Annotated in this window: 18 protein-coding genes and 1 riboswitch; of the genes, 1 reads left to right on the plus strand and 17 read right to left on the minus strand. The window is 44.0% G+C overall.

Annotated features, from left to right (window positions below; genetic code table 11):
• Positions 1-54 precede the first annotated feature (54 nt).
• On the minus strand, positions 55-2,730 hold the full coding sequence (locus tag BA1_RS00565; protein WP_008354582.1) for a calcium-translocating P-type ATPase, SERCA-type: 2,676 nt from the start codon (positions 2,728-2,730) through the stop codon (positions 55-57).
• 165 nt (positions 2,731-2,895) lie between these two features.
• Between BA1_RS00565 and BA1_RS00570 the strand changes: the two genes are divergently transcribed.
• Complete coding sequence (locus BA1_RS00570; RefSeq protein WP_008354584.1) at positions 2,896-4,605, plus strand: Rqc2 family fibronectin-binding protein; 1,710 nt, start codon at positions 2,896-2,898, stop codon at positions 4,603-4,605.
• Between the two features lie 30 nt (positions 4,606-4,635).
• On the opposite strand, the gene BA1_RS00575 is transcribed toward BA1_RS00570, so the two are convergent.
• The 16 genes from BA1_RS00575 to BA1_RS00645 all read right to left on the minus strand — a co-directional run bounded on the left by BA1_RS00575 (position 4,636) and on the right by BA1_RS00645 (position 20,358).
• On the minus strand, positions 4,636-5,139 hold the full coding sequence (locus tag BA1_RS00575; protein WP_008354586.1) for a precorrin-2 dehydrogenase/sirohydrochlorin ferrochelatase family protein: 504 nt from the start codon (positions 5,137-5,139) through the stop codon (positions 4,636-4,638).
• Positions 5,120-5,905, minus strand: a complete 786-nt coding sequence (locus BA1_RS00580; RefSeq protein ID WP_008354588.1) for a sirohydrochlorin chelatase — start codon at positions 5,903-5,905, stop codon at positions 5,120-5,122. Before BA1_RS00580 ends, BA1_RS00575 begins: the two co-directional genes overlap by 20 nt.
• Before the next feature lie 75 nt (positions 5,906-5,980).
• Positions 5,981-6,736 (minus strand): uroporphyrinogen-III C-methyltransferase, encoded by a 756-nt coding sequence (cobA, locus tag BA1_RS00585; protein ID WP_008354590.1) that lies wholly within the window; start codon positions 6,734-6,736, stop codon positions 5,981-5,983.
• Between the two features lie 29 nt (positions 6,737-6,765).
• Positions 6,766-7,359, minus strand: a complete 594-nt coding sequence (gene cysC / locus BA1_RS00590) for an adenylyl-sulfate kinase (RefSeq protein WP_008354592.1) — start codon at positions 7,357-7,359, stop codon at positions 6,766-6,768.
• 13 nt (positions 7,360-7,372) lie between these two features.
• Positions 7,373-8,509 carry a sulfate adenylyltransferase gene (gene sat / locus BA1_RS00595; RefSeq protein ID WP_008354594.1) on the minus strand — a complete coding sequence of 379 codons (1,137 nt, stop codon included), beginning with the start codon at positions 8,507-8,509 and terminating at the stop codon, positions 7,373-7,375.
• A gap of 57 nt (positions 8,510-8,566) precedes the next feature.
• A complete protein-coding gene (locus BA1_RS00600) occupies positions 8,567-9,631 on the minus strand; it encodes an inorganic phosphate transporter (RefSeq protein ID WP_008354597.1) in 1,065 nt (354 codons plus the stop codon).
• Positions 9,632-9,644: 13 nt separating this feature from the next.
• The gene (locus tag BA1_RS00605; RefSeq protein WP_008354599.1) at positions 9,645-10,346 is read right to left on the minus strand and encodes a phosphoadenylyl-sulfate reductase; all 702 of its coding nucleotides are present in this window, start codon (positions 10,344-10,346) and stop codon (positions 9,645-9,647) included.
• 45 nt (positions 10,347-10,391) lie between these two features.
• Entirely contained in the window at positions 10,392-10,538 is a 147-nt protein-coding gene (locus tag BA1_RS18420) for a YezD family protein (protein ID WP_008354601.1), read from the minus strand.
• A gap of 74 nt (positions 10,539-10,612) precedes the next feature.
• A riboswitch (SAM riboswitch) is annotated at positions 10,613-10,715 on the minus strand.
• A gap of 137 nt (positions 10,716-10,852) precedes the next feature.
• The gene (gene pyrE, locus BA1_RS00610; protein WP_008354603.1) at positions 10,853-11,491 is read right to left on the minus strand and encodes an orotate phosphoribosyltransferase; all 639 of its coding nucleotides are present in this window, start codon (positions 11,489-11,491) and stop codon (positions 10,853-10,855) included.
• Between the two features lie 7 nt (positions 11,492-11,498).
• Entirely contained in the window at positions 11,499-12,203 is a 705-nt protein-coding gene (gene pyrF, locus BA1_RS00615) for an orotidine-5'-phosphate decarboxylase (protein ID WP_008354605.1), read from the minus strand.
• A complete protein-coding gene (locus BA1_RS00620) occupies positions 12,175-13,107 on the minus strand; it encodes a dihydroorotate dehydrogenase (protein WP_008354606.1) in 933 nt (310 codons plus the stop codon). Before BA1_RS00620 ends, pyrF begins: the two co-directional genes overlap by 29 nt.
• On the minus strand, positions 13,101-13,877 hold the full coding sequence (locus tag BA1_RS00625) for a dihydroorotate dehydrogenase electron transfer subunit (RefSeq protein WP_008354609.1): 777 nt from the start codon (positions 13,875-13,877) through the stop codon (positions 13,101-13,103). Before BA1_RS00625 ends, BA1_RS00620 begins: the two co-directional genes overlap by 7 nt.
• A complete protein-coding gene (gene carB, locus BA1_RS00630) occupies positions 13,874-17,089 on the minus strand; it encodes a carbamoyl-phosphate synthase (glutamine-hydrolyzing) large subunit (protein WP_008354612.1) in 3,216 nt (1,071 codons plus the stop codon). The genes BA1_RS00625 and carB overlap by 4 nt, the downstream gene beginning before the upstream one ends.
• Positions 17,074-18,168 carry a carbamoyl phosphate synthase small subunit gene (locus BA1_RS00635; RefSeq protein WP_008354614.1) on the minus strand — a complete coding sequence of 365 codons (1,095 nt, stop codon included), beginning with the start codon at positions 18,166-18,168 and terminating at the stop codon, positions 17,074-17,076. Before BA1_RS00635 ends, carB begins: the two co-directional genes overlap by 16 nt.
• Entirely contained in the window at positions 18,165-19,451 is a 1,287-nt protein-coding gene (locus BA1_RS00640; RefSeq protein ID WP_008354616.1) for a dihydroorotase, read from the minus strand. Before BA1_RS00640 ends, BA1_RS00635 begins: the two co-directional genes overlap by 4 nt.
• Positions 19,435-20,358: an aspartate carbamoyltransferase catalytic subunit gene (locus tag BA1_RS00645; protein WP_008354618.1), complete on the minus strand. Its 924-nt coding sequence runs from the start codon at positions 20,356-20,358 to the stop codon at positions 19,435-19,437. The genes BA1_RS00640 and BA1_RS00645 overlap by 17 nt, the downstream gene beginning before the upstream one ends.
• Between the last annotated feature and the right edge of the window lie 110 nt (positions 20,359-20,468).

Below are 20,468 nucleotides of genomic sequence, written 5' to 3' on the forward strand. Positions count from 1 at the left end.
AAAATGAAAAAGGTAATAGCAGACACTATTACCTCAAAATTATACCATAACGAATTATTTTTTTCTTGTCAAAAGTGATCCTGCCAGTAAAAAAGTTGGCAGTGCGGACATGCCGATGATCAGCAGCCAATCAATTGGTGCAATCGCCACCGTTTTGAAAATTGGCTGAAGCGGCGGGTAATAAATGACGACAAGCATCAGCAGCAGTGAGGACAAAACAGCACCGATCAAGTATACATTCCCAAATGGGTTACGTTCGAAAATTGATCGTTCACTGCGGCAGTCAAACACATGAATAAGTTGCGCCAAAACGAGTGTGCTGAAAGCAACCGTTTGCGCATATTGAAGATTGTTCGGATCGCGGTGATACACAAACATAAAGGCTAACAAGGTGGCAAGCCCGATAAGAAACCCTCTTGATATGACCTTCCAGCCAAGCCCTCTTGCAAAAATGCCCTCTTTCATGTTCCGCGGCTTTCTCTTCATCACATCGCCTTCAGGCTTATCCATTCCAAGAGCCATAGCCGGGAGACCGTCTGTCACAAGGTTTACCCATAATATTTGAATGGGAACAAGAGGCAGTGGAAGCGCTAAGAGCATTGCAAACAGCATGACCAAAATCTCTCCAACATTTGATGCCAGCAAATAGCGGACGAATTTGCGAATGTTTTCATAAATATTCCGGCCCTCTTTAATGGCGGATTTGATGGTCGCAAAGTTGTCATCAAGTAAAATAAGAGAAGAAGCTTCTTTAGCTACATCTGTCCCGGTAATCCCCATTGATATGCCGATATCTGCTTGTTTAATTGCTGGCGCGTCATTGACCCCATCACCTGTCATCGCCACAATATGACCATTTTTTTGATAAGCCTTTACAATTCTTAGCTTATGCTCTGGAGATACCCGTGCAAACACGTACACATTTTCAGCCGTTTGCTCAAGCTCTTTGTCACTAAGCTGGTCCAATGCTTTCCCATCAAGTACCTTTCCTTGCTTTGGTAAAAGGCTTAAATCCTTAGCGATCGCTTTAGCTGTTTCTACGTGATCGCCTGTAATCATCACCGTTTTAATGCCAGCATCTCGGCACTCTTTAATTGCTCGTCTGACTTCAGGACGAGGTGGATCAATCATGCCCTCTAGGCCGATAAATGTCAGACCGGTTTCTGCCTGCTGAACAGATGTGATTTTTTCTGTGAGACTTACTTTTTTATATGCAATCGCAATGGTTCTAAGCGCTTGTCTTGCTAACCCTTTAATCGCAGCTTCCGTTTCTTGTCGATGGGCCTTTGAAAATGAGGCGGTGCGTCCGCCGTGCATCATATGACTTGAACGGTTCATCAGCACATCTGGTGCACCCTTGGCAATCACATACCGCTCTTTCTGATTCGTTTCTACAACGACTGACATCATTTTTCTTTCAGAGTCAAAAGGAAACTCCTCCACTACATGAAATCCCGCTTCTATGAATTGCTCCGTAAAACCCGCTTTACGCGCTGCGGTGAGAAGAGCTCCTTCTGTTGGATCGCCGTCAAGCCTCATCTCTCCATCTTTTTCAACGATAGTCGATGTATTACAAAGTGCTCCGTATAATAACACCTTTTGCAGGGCCGGATGTTTATCCACATGGACAAGCTCTCCGTTTAAGGTGAAATCACCTGACGGCTCGTACCCTGTGCCAGAAATATGCCATGTTTTCCCCTCTGCCCACACATGTGTCACGGTCATTTTATTTTGTGTCATTGTTCCTGTCTTGTCAGAGCAAATAATGGAGGCGCAGCCGAGTGTTTCCACCGCCGGGAGCTTTCTGACAATTGATTTCTGTTTCATCATCCGCTGCACGCCGAGGGAAAGTGCGACGGTTACAATCGCCGGCAGTCCTTCTGGAATCGCAGCAACAGCGAGAGATACACCCGCTAGGAACATATGATACAAATCATGACCTTGCACCACACCAAGCACAACAACAAGCACAGTTAAAAATAAAGCAGCAACAATCAGAATTTTCCCAAGCTGTTCAAGACGTCTTTGCAGCGGTGTTTCCATATTGCCTGCTGAATCCAGCATACCAGCAATTTGTCCCATAGCCGTATTCATTCCTGTACCGATGACAACACCTACACCGCTTCCTCTCGTGACAAGCGTCCCCATAAAGGCCATGTTCGTCAAATCTCCAAGCGAGACATGATCTCGTGAAAGTGGACTCGCATGTTTGACCGCTGGGATGGACTCTCCTGTGAGGGCAGATTCTTCGATCTCTAAACTCTTTGTTTCGAGCAATCTGATATCTGCCCCAATTCGGTCCCCGCTTGAAAACTTCACAATATCTCCTGGTACGAGATGTTTTGACGGAATCTTGACCCACTCATTGTTTCTCCTTGCATACACATGCGGAGTTGATAATTCCTTTAGCGCTTGAAGGGATTTTTCCGCCCGCCGTTCCTGATAAAAGCCGAGCACACCGTTAATAAAGACAATCGCCACAATCGCGCATGCATCAACGTATTCACCTAAAAAGGCAGAAATGATCGTTGCCGCAAGTAAGATTAACACCATAAAATCTTTAAATTGCGCTAAAAAGAGGACGAAAGCCGACGCCTTTTTCCCTTCCTGCAATTCATTTGGCCCGTGCTTTTCAAGCCGCTTTTGCACATCTTTTTCTGACAGTCCGTCACCTATCGATGTATTCATTGTTTTTAATAAATCGGTTTGGTTCAGTTCATGCCAATTCATTTGACCTCGTCCACTCCTCTTTTGTTCTCTCTCATATGCCGTGTTCTATAAGCCAGTTTATTCAGACTCGTCCTAAATCATGCTATAATAATAAGACTGCCTAAAGAACGAGAATACGTAAGGTTCTTTCAGTAGATTTGTGTGAAAGAAGAGGGTGTATCCAACATGTCATTTGACGGCATTTTTACATACGGTATGACAAATGAATTGCAAGAAACATTAACTGGCGGAAGAATTTCGAAAATACATCAGCCATATAAACACGAGCTGATTTTTCATATCCGGGCAAACGGGAAGAATCATAAGCTTCTTTTATCCGCTCATCCGAGCTATGCAAGAGTGCAGCTCACAGAGCATCATGATGATAATCCAAGCGAACCTCCAATGTTTTGTATGCTCCTCAGGAAGCATCTTGAAGGAGGATTCATTGAACGGTTTGAACAAATTGGATTAGATCGCGTCATCGTGCTGCACGTGCGAAGCCGAAATGAAATTGGCGATGAACAGACCCGTAAGCTTTATATTGAAATTATGGGCCGGCACAGCAACTTGATTCTCGTGGAAGACGGAACGGAGCAGATCATTGACGGACTGAAACACCTTTCTCCATCTGTGAACAGCTATCGAACGGTACTGCCAGGACATGAATATCTTCTGCCCCCTGCTCAGCAAAAGCTGAATCCTTTTGACGTGACAAAGGAAGATATTTTAAAGCATTTACGTTTTCAAGAAGGGAAAATCGCCAATCAAATTGTCGATACGTTCTCTGGGGTTTCTCCCCTGTTTGCTAAGGAAGCTGTCTACCGAGCCGGTCTTGCCAATCAGGAAACGATTCCAAGTACATTGCTCGAGATGTTTCAGCTCATTCAGGCGCATTCTTTTACCCCTCAGCTCACGAGAAAAGACGGGAAAGAGTATTTTTATTTATTAGAACTTCAGCATGTCAATGGTGACATGAAGACGTTTGATTCTCTCAGCCAGCTGCTTGACCGTTTTTATTTCGGAAAAGCTGAAAGAGACAGAGTCAAACAGCAGGCATCTGACCTTGAACGGTTTGTTGTGAATGAAAAGAAGAAAAATGAAAACAAGCTGAAAAAACTAAAAAGAACCCTAGAAGAATCTCAAAACGCGCATAAGTACCAGCTCTATGGCGAATTGCTTACGGCCAATTTATATGCGATAAAAAAAGGGGATAAAGAAGCGACAGTCATCAATTATTACGATGAAGAAGGCGCAGAGATGACGATTCCGCTCAAAACAAATAAGACCCCTTCTGAAAATGCACAGGCGTATTTTACAAAATATCAAAAGGCAAAAAATGCCGTAGAGGCTGTAAAAGAACAAATTGAGCGGACATATGAAGAAATTGCTTATTTTGAAGAGCTGATACAGCAGCTGACCTCTGCCTCACCAAAAGATTTAGAGGAAATAAGAGAAGAGCTTGTTGAAGGAAAATATTTGCGTGCCAAACAAAAGCGTCATGCCAAAAAGAAAAAACCGTCAGCCATTCAGCTGGAAACGTATGAATCTTCTCAAGGCATTTCAATTTTAGTTGGAAAAAATAACAAACAAAACGAGTACTTGACCACAAAGGCGGCAGCTCGTGATGACATTTGGCTACACACAAAGGATATCCCTGGATCACATGTCGTCATCCGCCACCAAGCGCCTGATGAACAAACCTTGCTAGAAGCGGCACAAATTGCTGCCTACTTCTCTAAAGCAAAAGAATCAAGCTCCGTCCCTGTCGACTATACGAAAATTCGGCATGTGAAAAAACCAAACGGAGCAAAACCAGGCTTTGTCACGTATGATCATCAGCAAACCTTATTTGTCACACCTGATGAAGATGTTGTCTTAAAGCTGCGAAAATAAAAATAGCCGATAAAATCTTTGGATGAGATTTTATCGGCTATTTCTTTGTTGTTTTTTTCTTTCTATATAGAGGGCATCAAGTGCGTCTATGTCTTCTTGTTCGAGCAAACTCTCAATCGCCGCAGCCAGCTCCTTTGTTCGAGACGGGCTTGCACCGCTCGTAGATACTGAAATCGTCACTTTTCCCGCCCTCACAACCTTCGGCACGATCACATTGCCAAACTCTGACTGGCTCACGCAGTTGACAAGCTGATGAGGCGTTGCTGTTTGCGTTATCCATTCGTTCACTAAAGGATCGTTTGTGGCAGCGACAATGAGAAATGCATCCTTTAGATCTTCCGCGCCCACTTTCTTTTTCTCCCAATTCAGCCCATTTGTTTCAATGAGTTTGGCCATTTCATCACAAATGTCAGGACTCACAATGGTTATGCGGCAAGGCTCCATGCATAACGCACTCGCCCTTCTTGCCGCTACCAGCCCGCCGCCGGCGATAACCACTTGTTTATTGGTTAGATCAAGATGAATGGGAAGCATGGCTTTCTCCTTGAAAACGAAACGCACCCTCTTTGTTTAAGATGGTTTCTTGCACACGTTCAATATAAGCTGATTTCACATGCGGATGAAATCCAATATACCGGCAGACACGAACATCACGAAGCCGCTCTCTCGCCTGATCTGCTTCACTTTCAATCTCTTTCATTAAAATTCCAGTGAATAATAGATAAGGAACGATATAAACTGGCGTATTGTCATCTTCTGATAACTGCGCTAAGACGTCACGATAATTTGGTCCACATGCCGTAATAAAACATGGGAGAACCTCTGCACGGGGCAGCAGCGTCCGGACATCGTCCGCAATGCCAAATACATCTCGTTTTACATCTGGGTCCGAGCTTCCGCGGCCAATCAAAACGATTCGAGCTTTCTCGCCTTCATACCCTGCTTCTTCAATCCTTGCAACAACGGCTTTTGTTACTTCTTTGTTTACCCCAATAGGTCTTCCGTATGTCACCTTCACTTGCGGGAAACGTTTTTGCACTTTCTCAATCTCTTCTGGGATATCTGATTTGGCATGCATGGCGGTTAAAAGGAGAAGCGGGACAATCGCAATGTGAGTTGCTCCTTTTTGCACACAGGTCTCAAATCCTTCTTCTATAGACGGGTCTGTTAACTCTAAAAAACATATTTCTTGAATATCTGCTTTCACTAATGGCATGCAGCTTTTCATAAAAGAGATGGCTTTATCTTGTGCTTCTTTGACTCTGCTTCCATGTCCCACATAAAGTACAGCTTGTTTCATTTAGCTCCTCCTTCTCATCCTGCTTTCATCAGACGAAAAGACACGATGCATCAGCGTGTCTTTTCCCTGTTTCATTTATTTCTCGATCAGTGCGGGTTCAAACCAGTTTAGCTTTTGATGAAAATGAACGACATCTCCTACCACGATTAAACTTGGATGCTCGATTCCTTCTTTTTCAACCGTTTCAGACAGGGTCGCCACTGTGCAGCAAGTCGTCTTTTGCCTTGTCGTTGTTCCCCAGTGAATGAACGCAGCTGGTGTTTCAGGATCTCGTCCATTTTTTAGTAGAAGTCGCTGCACTTTTGCCACGTTTTTGACGCCCATGTATATCACAAGGGTATCAATCCCCGTTGCCAGTGCTTCCCACTTTTCTTCAAAGTGTTCATCCTTTTGATAATGACCTGTCACAAAGGCTACATTTGAGCTGAATTCTCGGTGCGTCACAGGAATGCCTGCATAAGCTGCTGCTGCAATACCAGAGGTAATCCCTGGGACGACTTCATACAGAATACCATGCTCAGCTAAACACTCGATTTCTTCACCGCCGCGGCCAAATACAAAGGGATCGCCGCCTTTCAGACGAACGACAACGTTCCCTTCCTTTGCATGAGCAACAAGCGCTTCATTGATGGCTTCCTGCCTCATCGTATGATGATTTGGCAGCTTGCCGCAATAGATCAATTCCGCCTCCGGTTTGGCATGGGCAAGAATCTCTTGATTGACAAGACGATCATATAAAATGACATCTGCCTGCTGTATTGCCTTATGGGCCTTTAATGTAATTAAATCTGGGTCACCCGGTCCGGCACCTACAATGTATACTTTCCCCATCGTGCTTTTCTCCCCCTGCCATCAGGCGATTATTTCGTCGTTCTCTTTACATAATCAACCAGTCGCTGTTTGGACTCCTCGCGTGACAATTCACCTGTATCTAGGACAAGCTCAGGCGCAGCCGGCTCTTCGTACGGTGAATCAATTCCAGTGAAAAATGGAATTTCACCGTTTCTTGCTTTTTTATATAACCCCTTTGGATCACGCTCTTCACACACGTTTAGATCACATTTCACAAACACTTCGTGGAATTCTCCACCTTCGACTAACTGTCTAACAATTTGGCGATCTTCTTGAAAAGGTGAAATAAAAGCAGTGATCACAATCGTCCCTTGCTCAACAAATAATTTCGCCACTTCACCGATGCGCCGAATGTTCTCTTTTCTGTCATCATCGGAAAAGCCTAAATCTTTATTGAGTCCATGTCGTACATTATCACCATCAAGAACGGTGACTTGGTAGCCTTGTTCAAACAACTCTCTAGCCGCTGCATTAGCGATCGTCGATTTGCCTGAACCACTTAGGCCGGTGAGCCAGATAATGCCGCTTTTATGATTGTTTTTCTGTTGATATTCTTTTTTTGTAATAGATGAATCATGCCATACGATATGTTCGTTACTCATGTCATACCCTCCTTTAAGATACCGTCGTTTTTAATCCTTCGATTAATGTTTCAATGACTTCTTTTCGGCTGAACGTGCTCGGTGGTAATTCACCGTTTCTCAGCATTGTTCGAACCTTTGTACCTGAAAGGATGACATGCTCGCTTTTATCGTGCGGGCACGTTTTTGGTGTGGCCATTGCTTCACATGTATTGCAGTAGAAGCTGTGTTCAAATTTTAATGGTGTAATACCAATCTCTTCGCTTGTGAATTGCTCAAATAGTTCCTGCGCCTCATATGTGCCGTAATAATCACCAACACCCGCATGATCTCTGCCGACAATAAAATGTGTACAGCCATAATTTTTACGCACAAGCGCATGAAAAATCGCTTCCTTTGGTCCAGCATAACGCATTGCAGCAGGGAAAACACCTAAAAAGACGCGGTCTTTTGGATAATAACCGTTGAGTAACACTTGATAGCTTTTCATTCTTACATCTGCTGGGATATCATCCGATTTTGTTTCACCAACAAGCGGATTTAAAAATAAACCATCCACTGTTTCCAGTGCTGTCTTTTGAATATATTCATGGGCGCGATGGACCGGGTTTCTCGTTTGGAAGCCAACAATGGTTTTCCAGCCGTTTTCTTTAAAATGTCTTCTTGTTTCTTCTGGCTCATACGTAAATTGCGGGAATGGTTTTTCACTGCGTTTCGTCAGTGTAATTTTACCACCAATATACGTGTCACCGCGTTCAAATAATTTTTTCACACCTGGGTGATTGCGGTCATCTGTTTTATACACATTCACTGCTTCTTTTTCCTTATCCGGTGTGTATTTGTCTTCCACTTCAATGACCCCGTATACCGTTCCATTGTACGATAGACGTACAATATCACCTTGACGAATCTCCGCTGCCTTTTCCTTAGTGACTGGCAGCGTAATCGGAAGAGACCAAACGACACCACTTGCTAGCCGCATACTGCTGACAACCGCTTCATAATCAGTTCTTGTTAAAAACCCTTCAATTGGACTATACCCGCCAATTGCAATAAGTTCAAGGTCTGCAAAAGAGATAGCATCCAGTTCAATTTCCTTCGCAGCTGTGCTCAGATCAAATTCTTCATTTACTCGATTAATTAATACGCCACCATGTGGTGTTAAACTCATTTGTTCATCTTCCTCTCAATGTTCATATTTAGTAGATCATAATAGTCGGATTTGTGTTTAAATCCCGCCGCCCTGTTCATGAATCGAGCTGCTCTCATTTTTGACTGCTTTCATTAGACTCAGTGCACCAAGTGAGGCAAGCAGTACACTCATCATGATAAAGATAGAGTAATAGTCTCCTTTTAAGAAAAGGCTCACGAGCAAATACGAGAGACTGAGTGATAAGAAAGGTGACACAACCCAGACTTTCAGCATTTTTTTCACGACATGTTTATGAAAAATGTTCGGTCCGCCCTTTGCCATACCAAGCCCGATAATAGACGAGGAGGTGATTTGGGTAAGTGGAACGGGTAGCCCAAAAATAGAGCTGACGATCACAAGTCCTGCGCCGGTACTCGATAATAGAATTCCTTCTCCCGTTTGATAGCGGGTAATTTTCTTGCCGTTTGTTTCAAGGACCCTTCTGCCTAGCAAAAGCGCACCAAATGCAACAAAGATTCCTCCGTAAAGGGTTCCTTGCCCAACTGTCAAAACACCTGAGGCGACAAGGGGACCGACGGCATTAGCGACATTGTTCATCCCTGCTGAAAACGCCTCTAGAAATCCGCTGATAATGAGAAGCACAGATAAAATCAATGTTCCCTTTTTTGATAATGTCCGTTTAGGGAACAATCTGATGATTTTGACAACGACAAAGGTAAAAACAAAGGCGACAAGCGGGATGATAATCCAAAAGGCGACAATCACTAAAATAGATTTCACATACAGCACTTTATACGCGACGGCCACACCGACCACAGCACCTACTGTGACTTCACTTGTTGATAATGGAATGGCCATGAGATTCGCGATGAAAAGTGATAATGCGGCAGAGCCAATAATGATACACACAATTTCAAGTGTGATGACAGATTCCGGCATAATCCCAGAGCTGATCGTTTTGACGACCTCTCCGCCGCCAATCACTGAGCCTGCTAATATCCCTACTGCACAAACGCTGAGTGCATAAATTGGCTTTTTAATGGCACCTGATCCATATGCGATACCCATCGAAGCGGCTGCTCCGCTTGCGCCAATGTTTAAAGCAAAGAATAAACTAAATAAAATTGCGGCGATTTCCATACATTATGCTCCCTTACTCATGTAATCCGCACTCGGTCTTTGCTGTCCCTGACCATCTACCAGAACGCAAGTCATCTGCTGTAAATGCTGGCTGTGTACACGGAGCACATCCGATGCTCGGATATCCCTGGTCGTGCAGCGGATTATAAGTAAGTTCTTCTCTAGACGTATATCTCCAAATGTCCTTCCACGTCCAGTGGATGAGCGGACATACTTTTACTGATTTAAATTTCTCATCTTTATTTAAGAAGTTCGTCCCTGCTCGTTTTGGTGATTGCTCTCTTCTTAAGCCAGAAAGCCATGCCGGATAGCCAGATAGTGCCTCTTGCAAAGGAATGACCTTCCGCATATGGCAGCAGCTTTGAGGATTCGTTTCCCATAATTTATCACCATGCTGCTCGTTTTGCTGTTCCACTGTCAGCTCAGGGGTTTTCAGCACGATGTCTAAACCAGGATATCTTTCCTTGACTGCATCAATGGTGTCGTATGTTTCCTTAAAATGCAGACCTGTATCTAAAAAGACAATTCTCGCATCCTTTTTTACTTTTGCAATCAGATCAATTAGGACAATACCCTCAATGCCAAAACTGCATGCATAAACGAGCTGATCACCATAGTGGCCGTACGCCCATTTCAGCACAGATAGGGCTCCTTTATACAAATCGTCCTCTTGAAATGTAATGGACGGCTCTTGCCAATTTTCATAAGTTAACATTATTTCTCCCCTTTCGGAGTACTGCTCCTATTACTGTTCTCCGCATTACTTCAATCTGATTTTTTCATTTTTTTCTACTTGAATCACTTGACCGTCCTGAACAATCAACGTAATCGAACCGAATTTCATATCCCCAATCAGTTCTTTCATGTGCTTCACTAAGTCCTCATCCTGATTTTGTTTCAATTCCATCTCCTCTTCCTCCTCACCGTTAAAATAAAAAAACTTTCTTTCAGTCCGAAAGAAAGATGAGGAAGTTCGCGATTTCCTTATCTTTCAAAATAGAATCATTTTGCAGGAAGTAGCACCTTGCGAATCGCAGGTTGCTGGGCTTCATCGGGCCAGTCCCTCCACCTCTCTGGATAAGAATTTTAATTTGTATTAAATATTAACACAATTCAAACAAAAGTCAACCCGACTTTATTGATAGGATTAGTTTTTATTTAAATTTGAGTCTATTTTACTATTTTTAACCAAAAGAAAAGCTGTGCTTTGCTGCACAGCTTTTAGACCGTTTCTTCCATCCAAGATTCAGACGAAGGATCTTCTCTCCATCGTTTTAGTTTATTCATAGAAGAAGGATCAATCGCTTTTAGCTCAAGTGCCGCTTCAGTCAGTGTGTCATAGTCTGTGAGTGTGACATATGGAATGTTTTTCTCTTGAAAAGCTGCTGCTGCTTTTGGCAGGCCGTATGTGAAGATAGCCACAACCCCAAGTACGTCACAGCCTTCTTCTTCTAGAGCGGCAACCACGTCAAGAACGCTGCCCCCGGTTGAGATGAGGTCTTCTACAACGACCACCTTTTGACCAGGCGATACGGCTCCTTCAATTTGATTTCCTTTTCCGTGCGCTTTTGGCTTACTTCTCACATAACACATCGGCACATTCAAACGGTCTGCCGCTAATGCCGCATGCGGAATACCTGCTGTTGCAGTACCTGCGATGACTTCAGCACCCTCGAAATGAGAGAGAATCAAATCTTTTAAACCTTCCGCAATGTCATTTCTGACTTCTGGATACGACAAGGTCAGACGGTTGTCGCAGTAAATTGGCGATTTGATGCCGCTCGCCCATGTAAATGGTTCGTCTGGTTTTAAAGAGACAGCTTTGATTTGTAATAGATGTTTAGCGATTTTCATTTTCATACGGCAGTCACTCCCACTCTTTCAAAATTTGTTGATAGGCGTCCACTGGGTTTACGGCTTTCGTGATGGATCTCCCAACAACGATTTGTGAAACACCTTGCTCTTTTGCAAAGGCAGGTGTCGCCACACGCTTTTGGTCATCGGTTTGATCATTTGGTAAACGAATTCCTGGTGTCACAGTGAGAAAGGAAGGTGAGATTTGCTCATGAATTACTTTTGATTCATGAACAGAACATACAACACCGTCAAGTCCACTTTCATATGCCAATTGTCCGTAATGAAGCACAGCTTCTTGTAATGGACGATCAATCAGTAATTCTTTTTTCATCATTTCTTCTGACGTACTTGTAAGCTGAGTCACAGCAATAATGCTTGGACGATTTTGCCCGGCAGGGGTTCCGCTTTCAAGCCCCTCTATCGCAGCCTGCATCATTCTTTTCCCGCCAGCTGCATGCACATTGACCAAATCTACACCAAGTGCAGCAAGCCGGTTCATTGCTTTTTGTACGGTTGTTGGAATGTCATGAAGCTTCAGATCAAGGAAAATACGGCAATTTTTTTCTTTCAGTGCGTCAAGGATGGCAGGACCTTCTTGGTAAAATAGCTCCATACCGACCTTGACGAATAAAGGTGTCCCTTCAAACAGATCTAAAAAGGCGTGCGCCTCCTGCCCTGATGGAAAATCAAGTGCGATGATGGGCAAGTGCTTCATGTTTCCAGCTCCTTCCGATACATTCCTCTACAGATGAATACCCATATGCCGCCAGCACATTCGGCAGCTCCTCAATGATTTCCGGGCAAATAAATGGGTTCACAAAATTGGCTGTCCCAACAGCGACTGCACTTGCTCCTGCTAATAGAAACTCAAGTACATCTTCAGCGCTTTGCACCCCGCCCATCCCAATAATGGGAATAGAGACTGCCTGACTGACCTCATGCACCATTCGAACGGCGACAGGCTTTATTGCAGGGCCTGACAATCCACCTGTTTGATTGGCAAGAATGGGTTTGCCTGTTTTTAAATCTAGACGCATACCAATCAAGGTATTAATCATGGTGAGCCCATCTGCTCCAGCCGATTCAATCGCTTTAGCAATCTCAGTGATATTGGCCACATTAGGTGACAGTTTCACATAGACAGGAACAGAAGAGACTTCCTTGACTGCCTTTGTCAATGACGCGGCCATCTTTGGGTCCGTACCAAAAGCGATCCCTCCTGTTTTGACATTTGGACAGGAGATATTCAGTTCGAGGGCATGGACATTCCTTGCTTGACTGATGTGTTTGGCCACTTCGACATAATCATCAACCTGTGAACCTGCAACATTCGCAATAATGGGTGTATCAAACTGCTCAAGCCAAGGTAATTCATTTTCAAGCACGCCTTTTAGACCTGGATTTTGTAAGCCAATCGCATTCAGCATACCGGCTCCAGTTTCGGCCACCCTCGGTGTTGGGTTGCCAAATCTCGGTTCAAGGGTCGTGGCTTTAATCATGATGCCGCCCAGCAAGGAAAGGTCATATAATGATGCGAATTCTTTTCCAAATCCAAAACAGCCTGATGCAGGAATGATTGGATTTTTTAAAGATAAGCCGGGTAATTCGATGTTTAGCATGATAGCGCCACCTCCTCCGCTTTAAAAACAGGTCCATCCAGACAAACTTTAACGTACGGTTTCTCGTGCTGATCGGTATGACAGACACAAGCAAAGCATGCACCGATTCCGCAGCCCATTCGTTCTTCCATTGAAATATAGACAGGCTTATCGGGATAAGAGTCTTTTAATGCTTTTAACATAGGTGTCGGGCCGCAGGAAAGCAAGACATCAAAGTTCAACTCATTCTCTTCAATGACATTTGTCACAAACCCTTTCGAGCCATATGTTCCATCAACGGTTGCGATAAATGTATCTCCAAGTGCTTGAAATTTCTCCTCATAAAATACATCCTTTTGTGATTGAAAGCCGAGGACATGCTTCACGATGACGCCTTTTTTCGTTAAACGCTTGGACAGCTCATACAGCGGCGGCACACCTATTCCTCCGCCCACTAGTAATGCCGTCTGCCCAGGCTTTACGACTGAGGGGTCATACCCGTTCCCAAGCGGTCCTAACACATCGACTGATTCTCCCGTCCGCTTTTGGGAAAGGAGCTTTGTGCCCTCGCCCTCTGCGCGGTAGATGATGGTTGCTTCTTGCTTGCCGGCATGAATGTTGGCAATACTGATCGGTCTTCTCAAAAGCGGTGTCATGGATTCGCTGACCTTTATATGAAGAAATTGTCCAGCTGTTTGAAAGGATTCGACAAGGTCACCCTTTAATGTCATTTCGTAAATATGATCAGCGATCTCTCGATTCGAGACGACCGTCAAGTATGCTTTTTTCATATCGTTACTGTCACCTCAGCATTCGTTTTCACTTCTGGCATTTCGTCTGCTCTAAATGTCATGCTCTCTAGCACTCTTAAAATCGCTTCCGCTGTATCTAATGACGTTAAGCAAGCGACACCATTTTCAACAGATTCACGTCTGATTCTAAAGCCGTCTCTTGCCGGCTGTTTTCCTTTTGTTAAGGTGTTGATGACAAATTGGGCTTCACCATTTCGAATGACATCGAGCAGGTTCTTTCCTTCTTCTCCTATTTTGCCGACAACACTTGATGGAATGGAGGCTTGTTTTAAGTAATTCGCCGTTCCTTCTGTAGCCAAAATATGATAGCCGATGGAATGGAATCTTCTTGCAATCTCAAGCCCTTCTTCTTTATCTTTATCAGCCACTGTAAGGAGAACTGTTCCGTCTTTTGGGATTTGAATGCCCGATGCAATCAATCCTTTGTAGAGGGCTTTTTCGATTGTGACATCTTTCCCCATGACTTCACCTGTTGATTTCATTTCAGGTCCAAGTGTAATGTCTACTCTTCTTAGTTTTGCAAAAGAGAAGACGGGAACTTTGACGTATACGCCTTCTTGCTCCACATGAAGACCTTCTTGGTAGCCATAGTTTTTGAGCTTCTCCCCTAAAATGACCTTTGTTGCTAAGTTGGCCATTGGAATGCCCGTAATTTTACTTAAGAATGGGACAGTCCGGCTTGAACGCGGGTTCACTTCAAGTACATACACTTCTCCTTTTGATAGGACAAACTGAATGTTAAGCAGCCCAATAATGTTGAGTCCTTTTGCGAGTTTAATCGTGTATTCTGCGATTTTCGCTTTGATGTCCTCAGACAATGTTTGCGGCGGATAGACCGCAATTGAGTCACCAGAGTGAACACCGGCTCTTTCAATGTGTTCCATGATGCCCGGTATCACAACCGTTTCTCCGTCAGATACTGCATCTACTTCAATTTCTTTTCCTGTCAAATACTTGTCAATGAGCACTGGATGCTGCGGATTGACTTTCACCGCATTCTCCATATAGTGAAGAAGCTCGGCTTCTTGATACACAATTTCCATCGCACGACCGCCTAATACATAGGAAGGACGGACAAGGACTGGGTATCCGATTAGATTCGCAATGGCTACTGCTTCCGGCACAGACGTAGCCGTTTTTCCTTTTGGCTGAGGCACGCCGAGTGTTTCTAATGTTTGTTCAAATTTGTCACGGTTTTCCGCGCGGTCAAGGTCTTCAAGAGAAGTGCCAAGAATTTTAACCCCTCTATTTGATAGTTCATCTGCTAAGTTAATCGCTGTTTGTCCGCCGAACTGAACGACGACACCTTCTGGTTGTTCAAGGTCGATGATATGCATCACATCTTCTACAGTAAGTGGTTCAAAGTAAAGCTTATCTGAAATACTAAAGTCCGTTGAGACCGTTTCAGGGTTGTTGTTAATAATAATGGCTTCATATCCTGCTTGTTTGATCGCCCACACTGAATGAACGGTCGCATAATCAAATTCAACCCCTTGTCCAATTCGAATGGGACCTGAGCCTAGGACGATTACGCTTTTTTTGTCTGTTCGTTCTGATTCATTTTCATCTTCATACGTGCTGTAGAAATACGGTGTTTCTGATTCAAACTCCGCCGCACATGTGTCCACCATTTTATAAACAGGAACGATGCCTGCTTCTTGTCTTAGGTTGTAGACATCCGCTTCGTTCATGTCCCACTCTCGGCTAATATAGATATCTGAGAAACCTTTGTGTTTTGCTTCTTTTAACACGTCTACATTACCTTTGTTTTCTTTTAGCGTCTTTTCAAATGCGATGATGCCCTCCAGCTTATGAAGGAAGAAGTAATCAATTTTTGAGAATGCATGAATTTGCTCAACAGTATAGCCTCTTCTAAGCGCCTCAGCGATATAAAACAGACGCTCATCTCCCGCTTTGATAATCCGTTTTTCAAGCACTTCATTTGTTATGTCCGCTTCATCTTTTAATTCAATGTGATGCACATCTGCTTCAAGTGAACGAACAGCCTTTAAAAGAGACTCTTCTAATGTACGGCCGATTGCCATCACTTCACCCGTTGCTTTCATTTGCGTCCCAAGACGTCTGTTGGCAGATTCAAATTTATCGAACGGCCAGCGCGGGATCTTTGAAACGATATAGTCTAGTGCTGGTTCAAAGGCTGCATATGTTTTACCTGTGACAGGGTTCATCATTTCATCAAGCGTTAGGCCGACAGCAATTTTCGCTGCAAGTTTGGCAATTGGATATCCTGTCGCTTTAGATGCAAGCGCAGAAGAACGGCTCACACGCGGGTTTACTTCGATGATATAGTATTGAAAGCTGTCTGGGTCAATGGCCAGCTGAACGTTACAGCCGCCTTCAATGCCAAGTGCGCGGATCAGCTTGAGTGACACATTGCGAAGCAGCTGATATTCACGGTCACTTAACGTTTGGCTTGGCGCCACAACGATACTGTCACCTGTATGAATGCCGACAGGATCAAAGTTTTCCATGTTACAAACAACGATTGCATGGTCACCGCTATCACGCATGACCTCATATTCGATTTCTTTAAAGCCTGCAATACTCTTTTCAAGTAAGCATTGTGTGACTGGGCTTAGCTTCAATCCATTCTCGACGATTTCTTTTAGTTCTTGCTCGTTTGTACAAATTCCGCCGCCTGTTCCGCCTAATGTATAAGCCGGTCTGACAATGACAGGGAAACCGATTTGATTTGTAAATGCCAACGCTTCATCAAGGTTATGAATGATTTCACTTTCTGGAACAGGTTCATTTAGTTCATTCATCAGATTGCGGAATAAATCTCTGTCCTCTGCTTTTTGAATAGCTGACAGCTTTGTTCCAAGTACTTCAACGCCGCATTCAGCCAGTACGCCAAGATCTGATAATTCAACAGCAAGGTTCAGTCCAGTTTGACCGCCAAGTGTCGGCAGAATCGCATCAGGCCGTTCTTTTCGAATAATTCGTGTTAAAAATTCTGGTGTCAGTGGTTCGATGTATACCTTGTCCGCCATTTCTGTATCTGTCATGATCGTCGCAGGGTTGGAGTTCACAAGAACGACTTCATAGCCTTCTTCTTTCAGTGCTAAGCAAGCCTGTGTACCTGCATAGTCAAACTCTGCTGCCTGACCGATGATGATTGGACCTGATCCAATGACTAAAATCTTTTTGATGTCTACGCGTTTTGGCATACTTCTTCCCCTTCTTTCTCAGTCGTATGAATCATTTCTATGAACTCGTCAAATAAGTAGTTCGCATCTTCTGGTCCCGGTGATGCCTCTGGGTGATACTGGACAGTGAATGCCGGTGCTTCTTTATGTTTTAATCCTTCAATGGTGTTGTCATTTAGCGCAATATGTGTGACTTCTAGCACGTCTTCATTAATGGCACTTACCGTATAGCCATGGTTTTGAGACGTCAAGGTCACCTTGCCAGTTGCTAGTTCCTTGACTGGGTGATTGGACCCTCTATGCCCAAATTTCATTTTTTCTGTACTTGCACCGCAAGCAAGAGCGAATAACTGGTGTCCGAGGCAGATACCAAAGAGTGGTACTTTCCCAATCAGCTGCTGAATCATTTCAACCGCTTCTGGTACATCGACTGGGTCCCCAGGTCCGTTTGAAAGCATGATACCGTCTGGTTTTAGCTGTAAAACTTCATCTGCCGTAATATTGTATGGCACCACAATGACATCACAGTCACGCTTATTGAGCTCTCGCAAAATACCGTGCTTCATACCGAAATCGACAAGCACAATTCTTTTTCCTCTTCCTGGGCTTGGATACGCATTTTTCACAGATACTTGACTCACTTGATCTGTTGGCAGCTGCATGGTTTGAAGGCGGCGCACAACGTCTTCTACTTGTTCATCAGGTCCTGCAAAAGCCCCTCTTAATGTTCCTGCACTTCGAATCATTCTTGTCAGCTTGCGTGTATCAATTCCGCTAAGACCCGGAATATGCTTCATTTTTAAATACTCATCGAGTGAATATGAAGAGCGCCAGTTGGAGGGCTTTTCACAAAGTTCTTTTACAATGAGCCCTTTCACAAACGGTGTGATCGATTCAAAATCATCACGGTTAATGCCATAGTTGCCGATAAGAGGGTAAGTGAGTGTGACAATTTGTCCGCAGTACGATGGATCAGACAAAATTTCTTGATAGCCTGTCATCCCTGTATTAAAGACGACTTCTCCCACTGACGATTCTAAGCTGCCAAAGCCTGTTCCTTCGAATACTGTTCCGTTTTCTAGCACTAAGCGTCTCTTCATTTTACTAGTCTCCCCTCTTGATAAACGACTTTCCCAGATGCAAGTGTCATGACCGGCCATCCTGATACAGTCAATTTGTCAAACGGTGTATTTTGCCCTTTAGATAAGAAGCTTTTTTTATCAATTGCCATTTCTTTGTTTAAATCAATGAGTGTGATATCAGCTGTTTGACCTTCTTCCAGCTTACCGTATGGAAGAGAAAAGGCTTCTGCTGGTTTGATGGTCATATAATCAACGAGTTCTTTTAATGTCCATTCGCCTGTTTTCACAAAGCGTGTGTACAGAAGCGGGAACGCTGTTTCAAGTCCTACAATCCCAAAAGGTGCTCGCTGCATGGTTTCATTTTTTTCTTCTTCTGTATGAGGCGCATGGTCCGTTGCGATGAAATCAATCGTGCCATCTAAAAGCCCTTCGATGAGTGCCTCGCGATCTTCTGCTCCTCTGAGCGGAGGATTCATTTTATAGTTTGTATCAAGACCCGGGATGTCTGCATCACATAAAAGCAGGTGATGCGGTGAAACCTCAGCCGTCACTCGAATGCCTGCTTTTTTTGCATCTCGCACAACTCGCACTGATTCTTTCGTACTGATATGACAGACATGATAATGGCAATTCGCTGCTTCCGCTAAGAGAACATCTCTTGCAATATGCACCGATTCACAAATTGACGGTATTCCGTTTAACCCATTTGCTTTTGAATATTCGCCTTCATGAACGCATCCTCCATAAATGAGGGAATTATCTTCACAGTGCGCCACAATCGCTCGATCAAGACTCGCCGCCTTTTTCATCGCTTCGTACATCATGCCAGCTGTTTGGATTCCAACACCGTCATCTGTAAAGGCAAAGGCACCTGCTTCTTTTAACGCTGCAAAATCCGTCAGCTCTTCTCCAATTTGTCTTGTCGTGATGGAGGCGTATGGAAGTACTCTTACAGATGAGGTCTCTTCAATTCGGTTCATGAGCCATTCCATTTGCTCTTTTGTATCTGGAACCGGCCGTGTATTCGGCATCGCTGCAATGGTCGTATACCCGCCTCTTGCTGCTGCCTTAGAGCCTGTTTCAATGGTTTCCTTTTTCTCGCCGCCTGGCTCTCTTAAATGCACATGAAGATCAATCAAACCTGGTGATACAAAGAGACCTGCTGCATCAATGACCTCTTCTCCGTCTTCTCTTTCTAAGTGACCAATTGCTTGAATCACTTCTCCATCTACCCTTATATCCTGCTGCACTTTTTCCCCTGTGCTCGATAAGATAAAACCGTTTTTAATGAGATATGACATAGACAGAATCTCTCCCTTTTTGATGTAGTCTGCTCTTTTGAAAAGCTCTTTTTAACACAGCCATTCGGATATACACACCATTTTCCATTTGTTTGAAAATCCTTGACTGTTTTGACTCTACTAATGAATCATCTATTTCAACACCTCTATTTACTGGTGCTGGATGCATAATAATGGCTCGTTCTTTCATGTTGCGTGCTCTGTCTACTGTTAATCCATAAGTAGACAAGTAATTGTCATTACCCATTTTTTCTGTGTGTCTTTCATGCTGGATTCTTAGCAGCATCACCACATCAGAGCGTTTGATGGCTTCTTCCACGTCGACATGCGTGCCGTGAGGGTTTTGTTCATCTCGGAAGGAGGCTGGTCCTGAAAAGAGTACTGTCGCTCCCAGCCTTGAGAGGACTTCAGCATTCGATCTTGCCACCCTGCTATGCTTGATATCGCCATGAATCGAAACCGTTAAACCTTCGAAGCCGCCAAACTCTTCGAAGATGGTCATCAAATCCAGCAGTGATTGTGTAGGATGCTGCCCGCAGCCATCTCCTGCATTGATGATCGGAATCCCTACCTTCCCAATGAGCTCGTTGTAATATTCGTCGGTGCTGTCCCGGATGACACACGCCTTAACACCGATAGATTCCAGCGTCTTCACCGTATCGTAAAGCGTCTCTCCCTTTTGAACAGAAGTACTTGCCGCATCTAGATTTAGCACATTCATGCCAAGTTTCTTTTCCGCTACTTCAAAGCTAAAGCGTGTTCTTGTGCTTGGTTCAAAGAAGAGGTTCGCCACAAACTCACCTGCTAAGCCATGTTCCTGTTTCCCCTTCTTCAGTGCGGATGCTTCTTCAATCAGCTCTAAAATGTCTTCCTTCGATAAGCTGCTCATTGTCGATAGATCATTCATTTTTTCTTCCCCCTCTAGTTTTTCATCACTTTCAGGTTCAAAAAAACCCTAAGCCTCGGCAGCTTAGGGTTCTCCAAAAGAAGCAGCGGCGCTTTCGCACGTTCTGCTCC

The organism is Bacillus xiamenensis, assembly GCF_000300535.1.
GTDB lineage: Bacteria > Bacillota > Bacilli > Bacillales > Bacillaceae > Bacillus > Bacillus xiamenensis.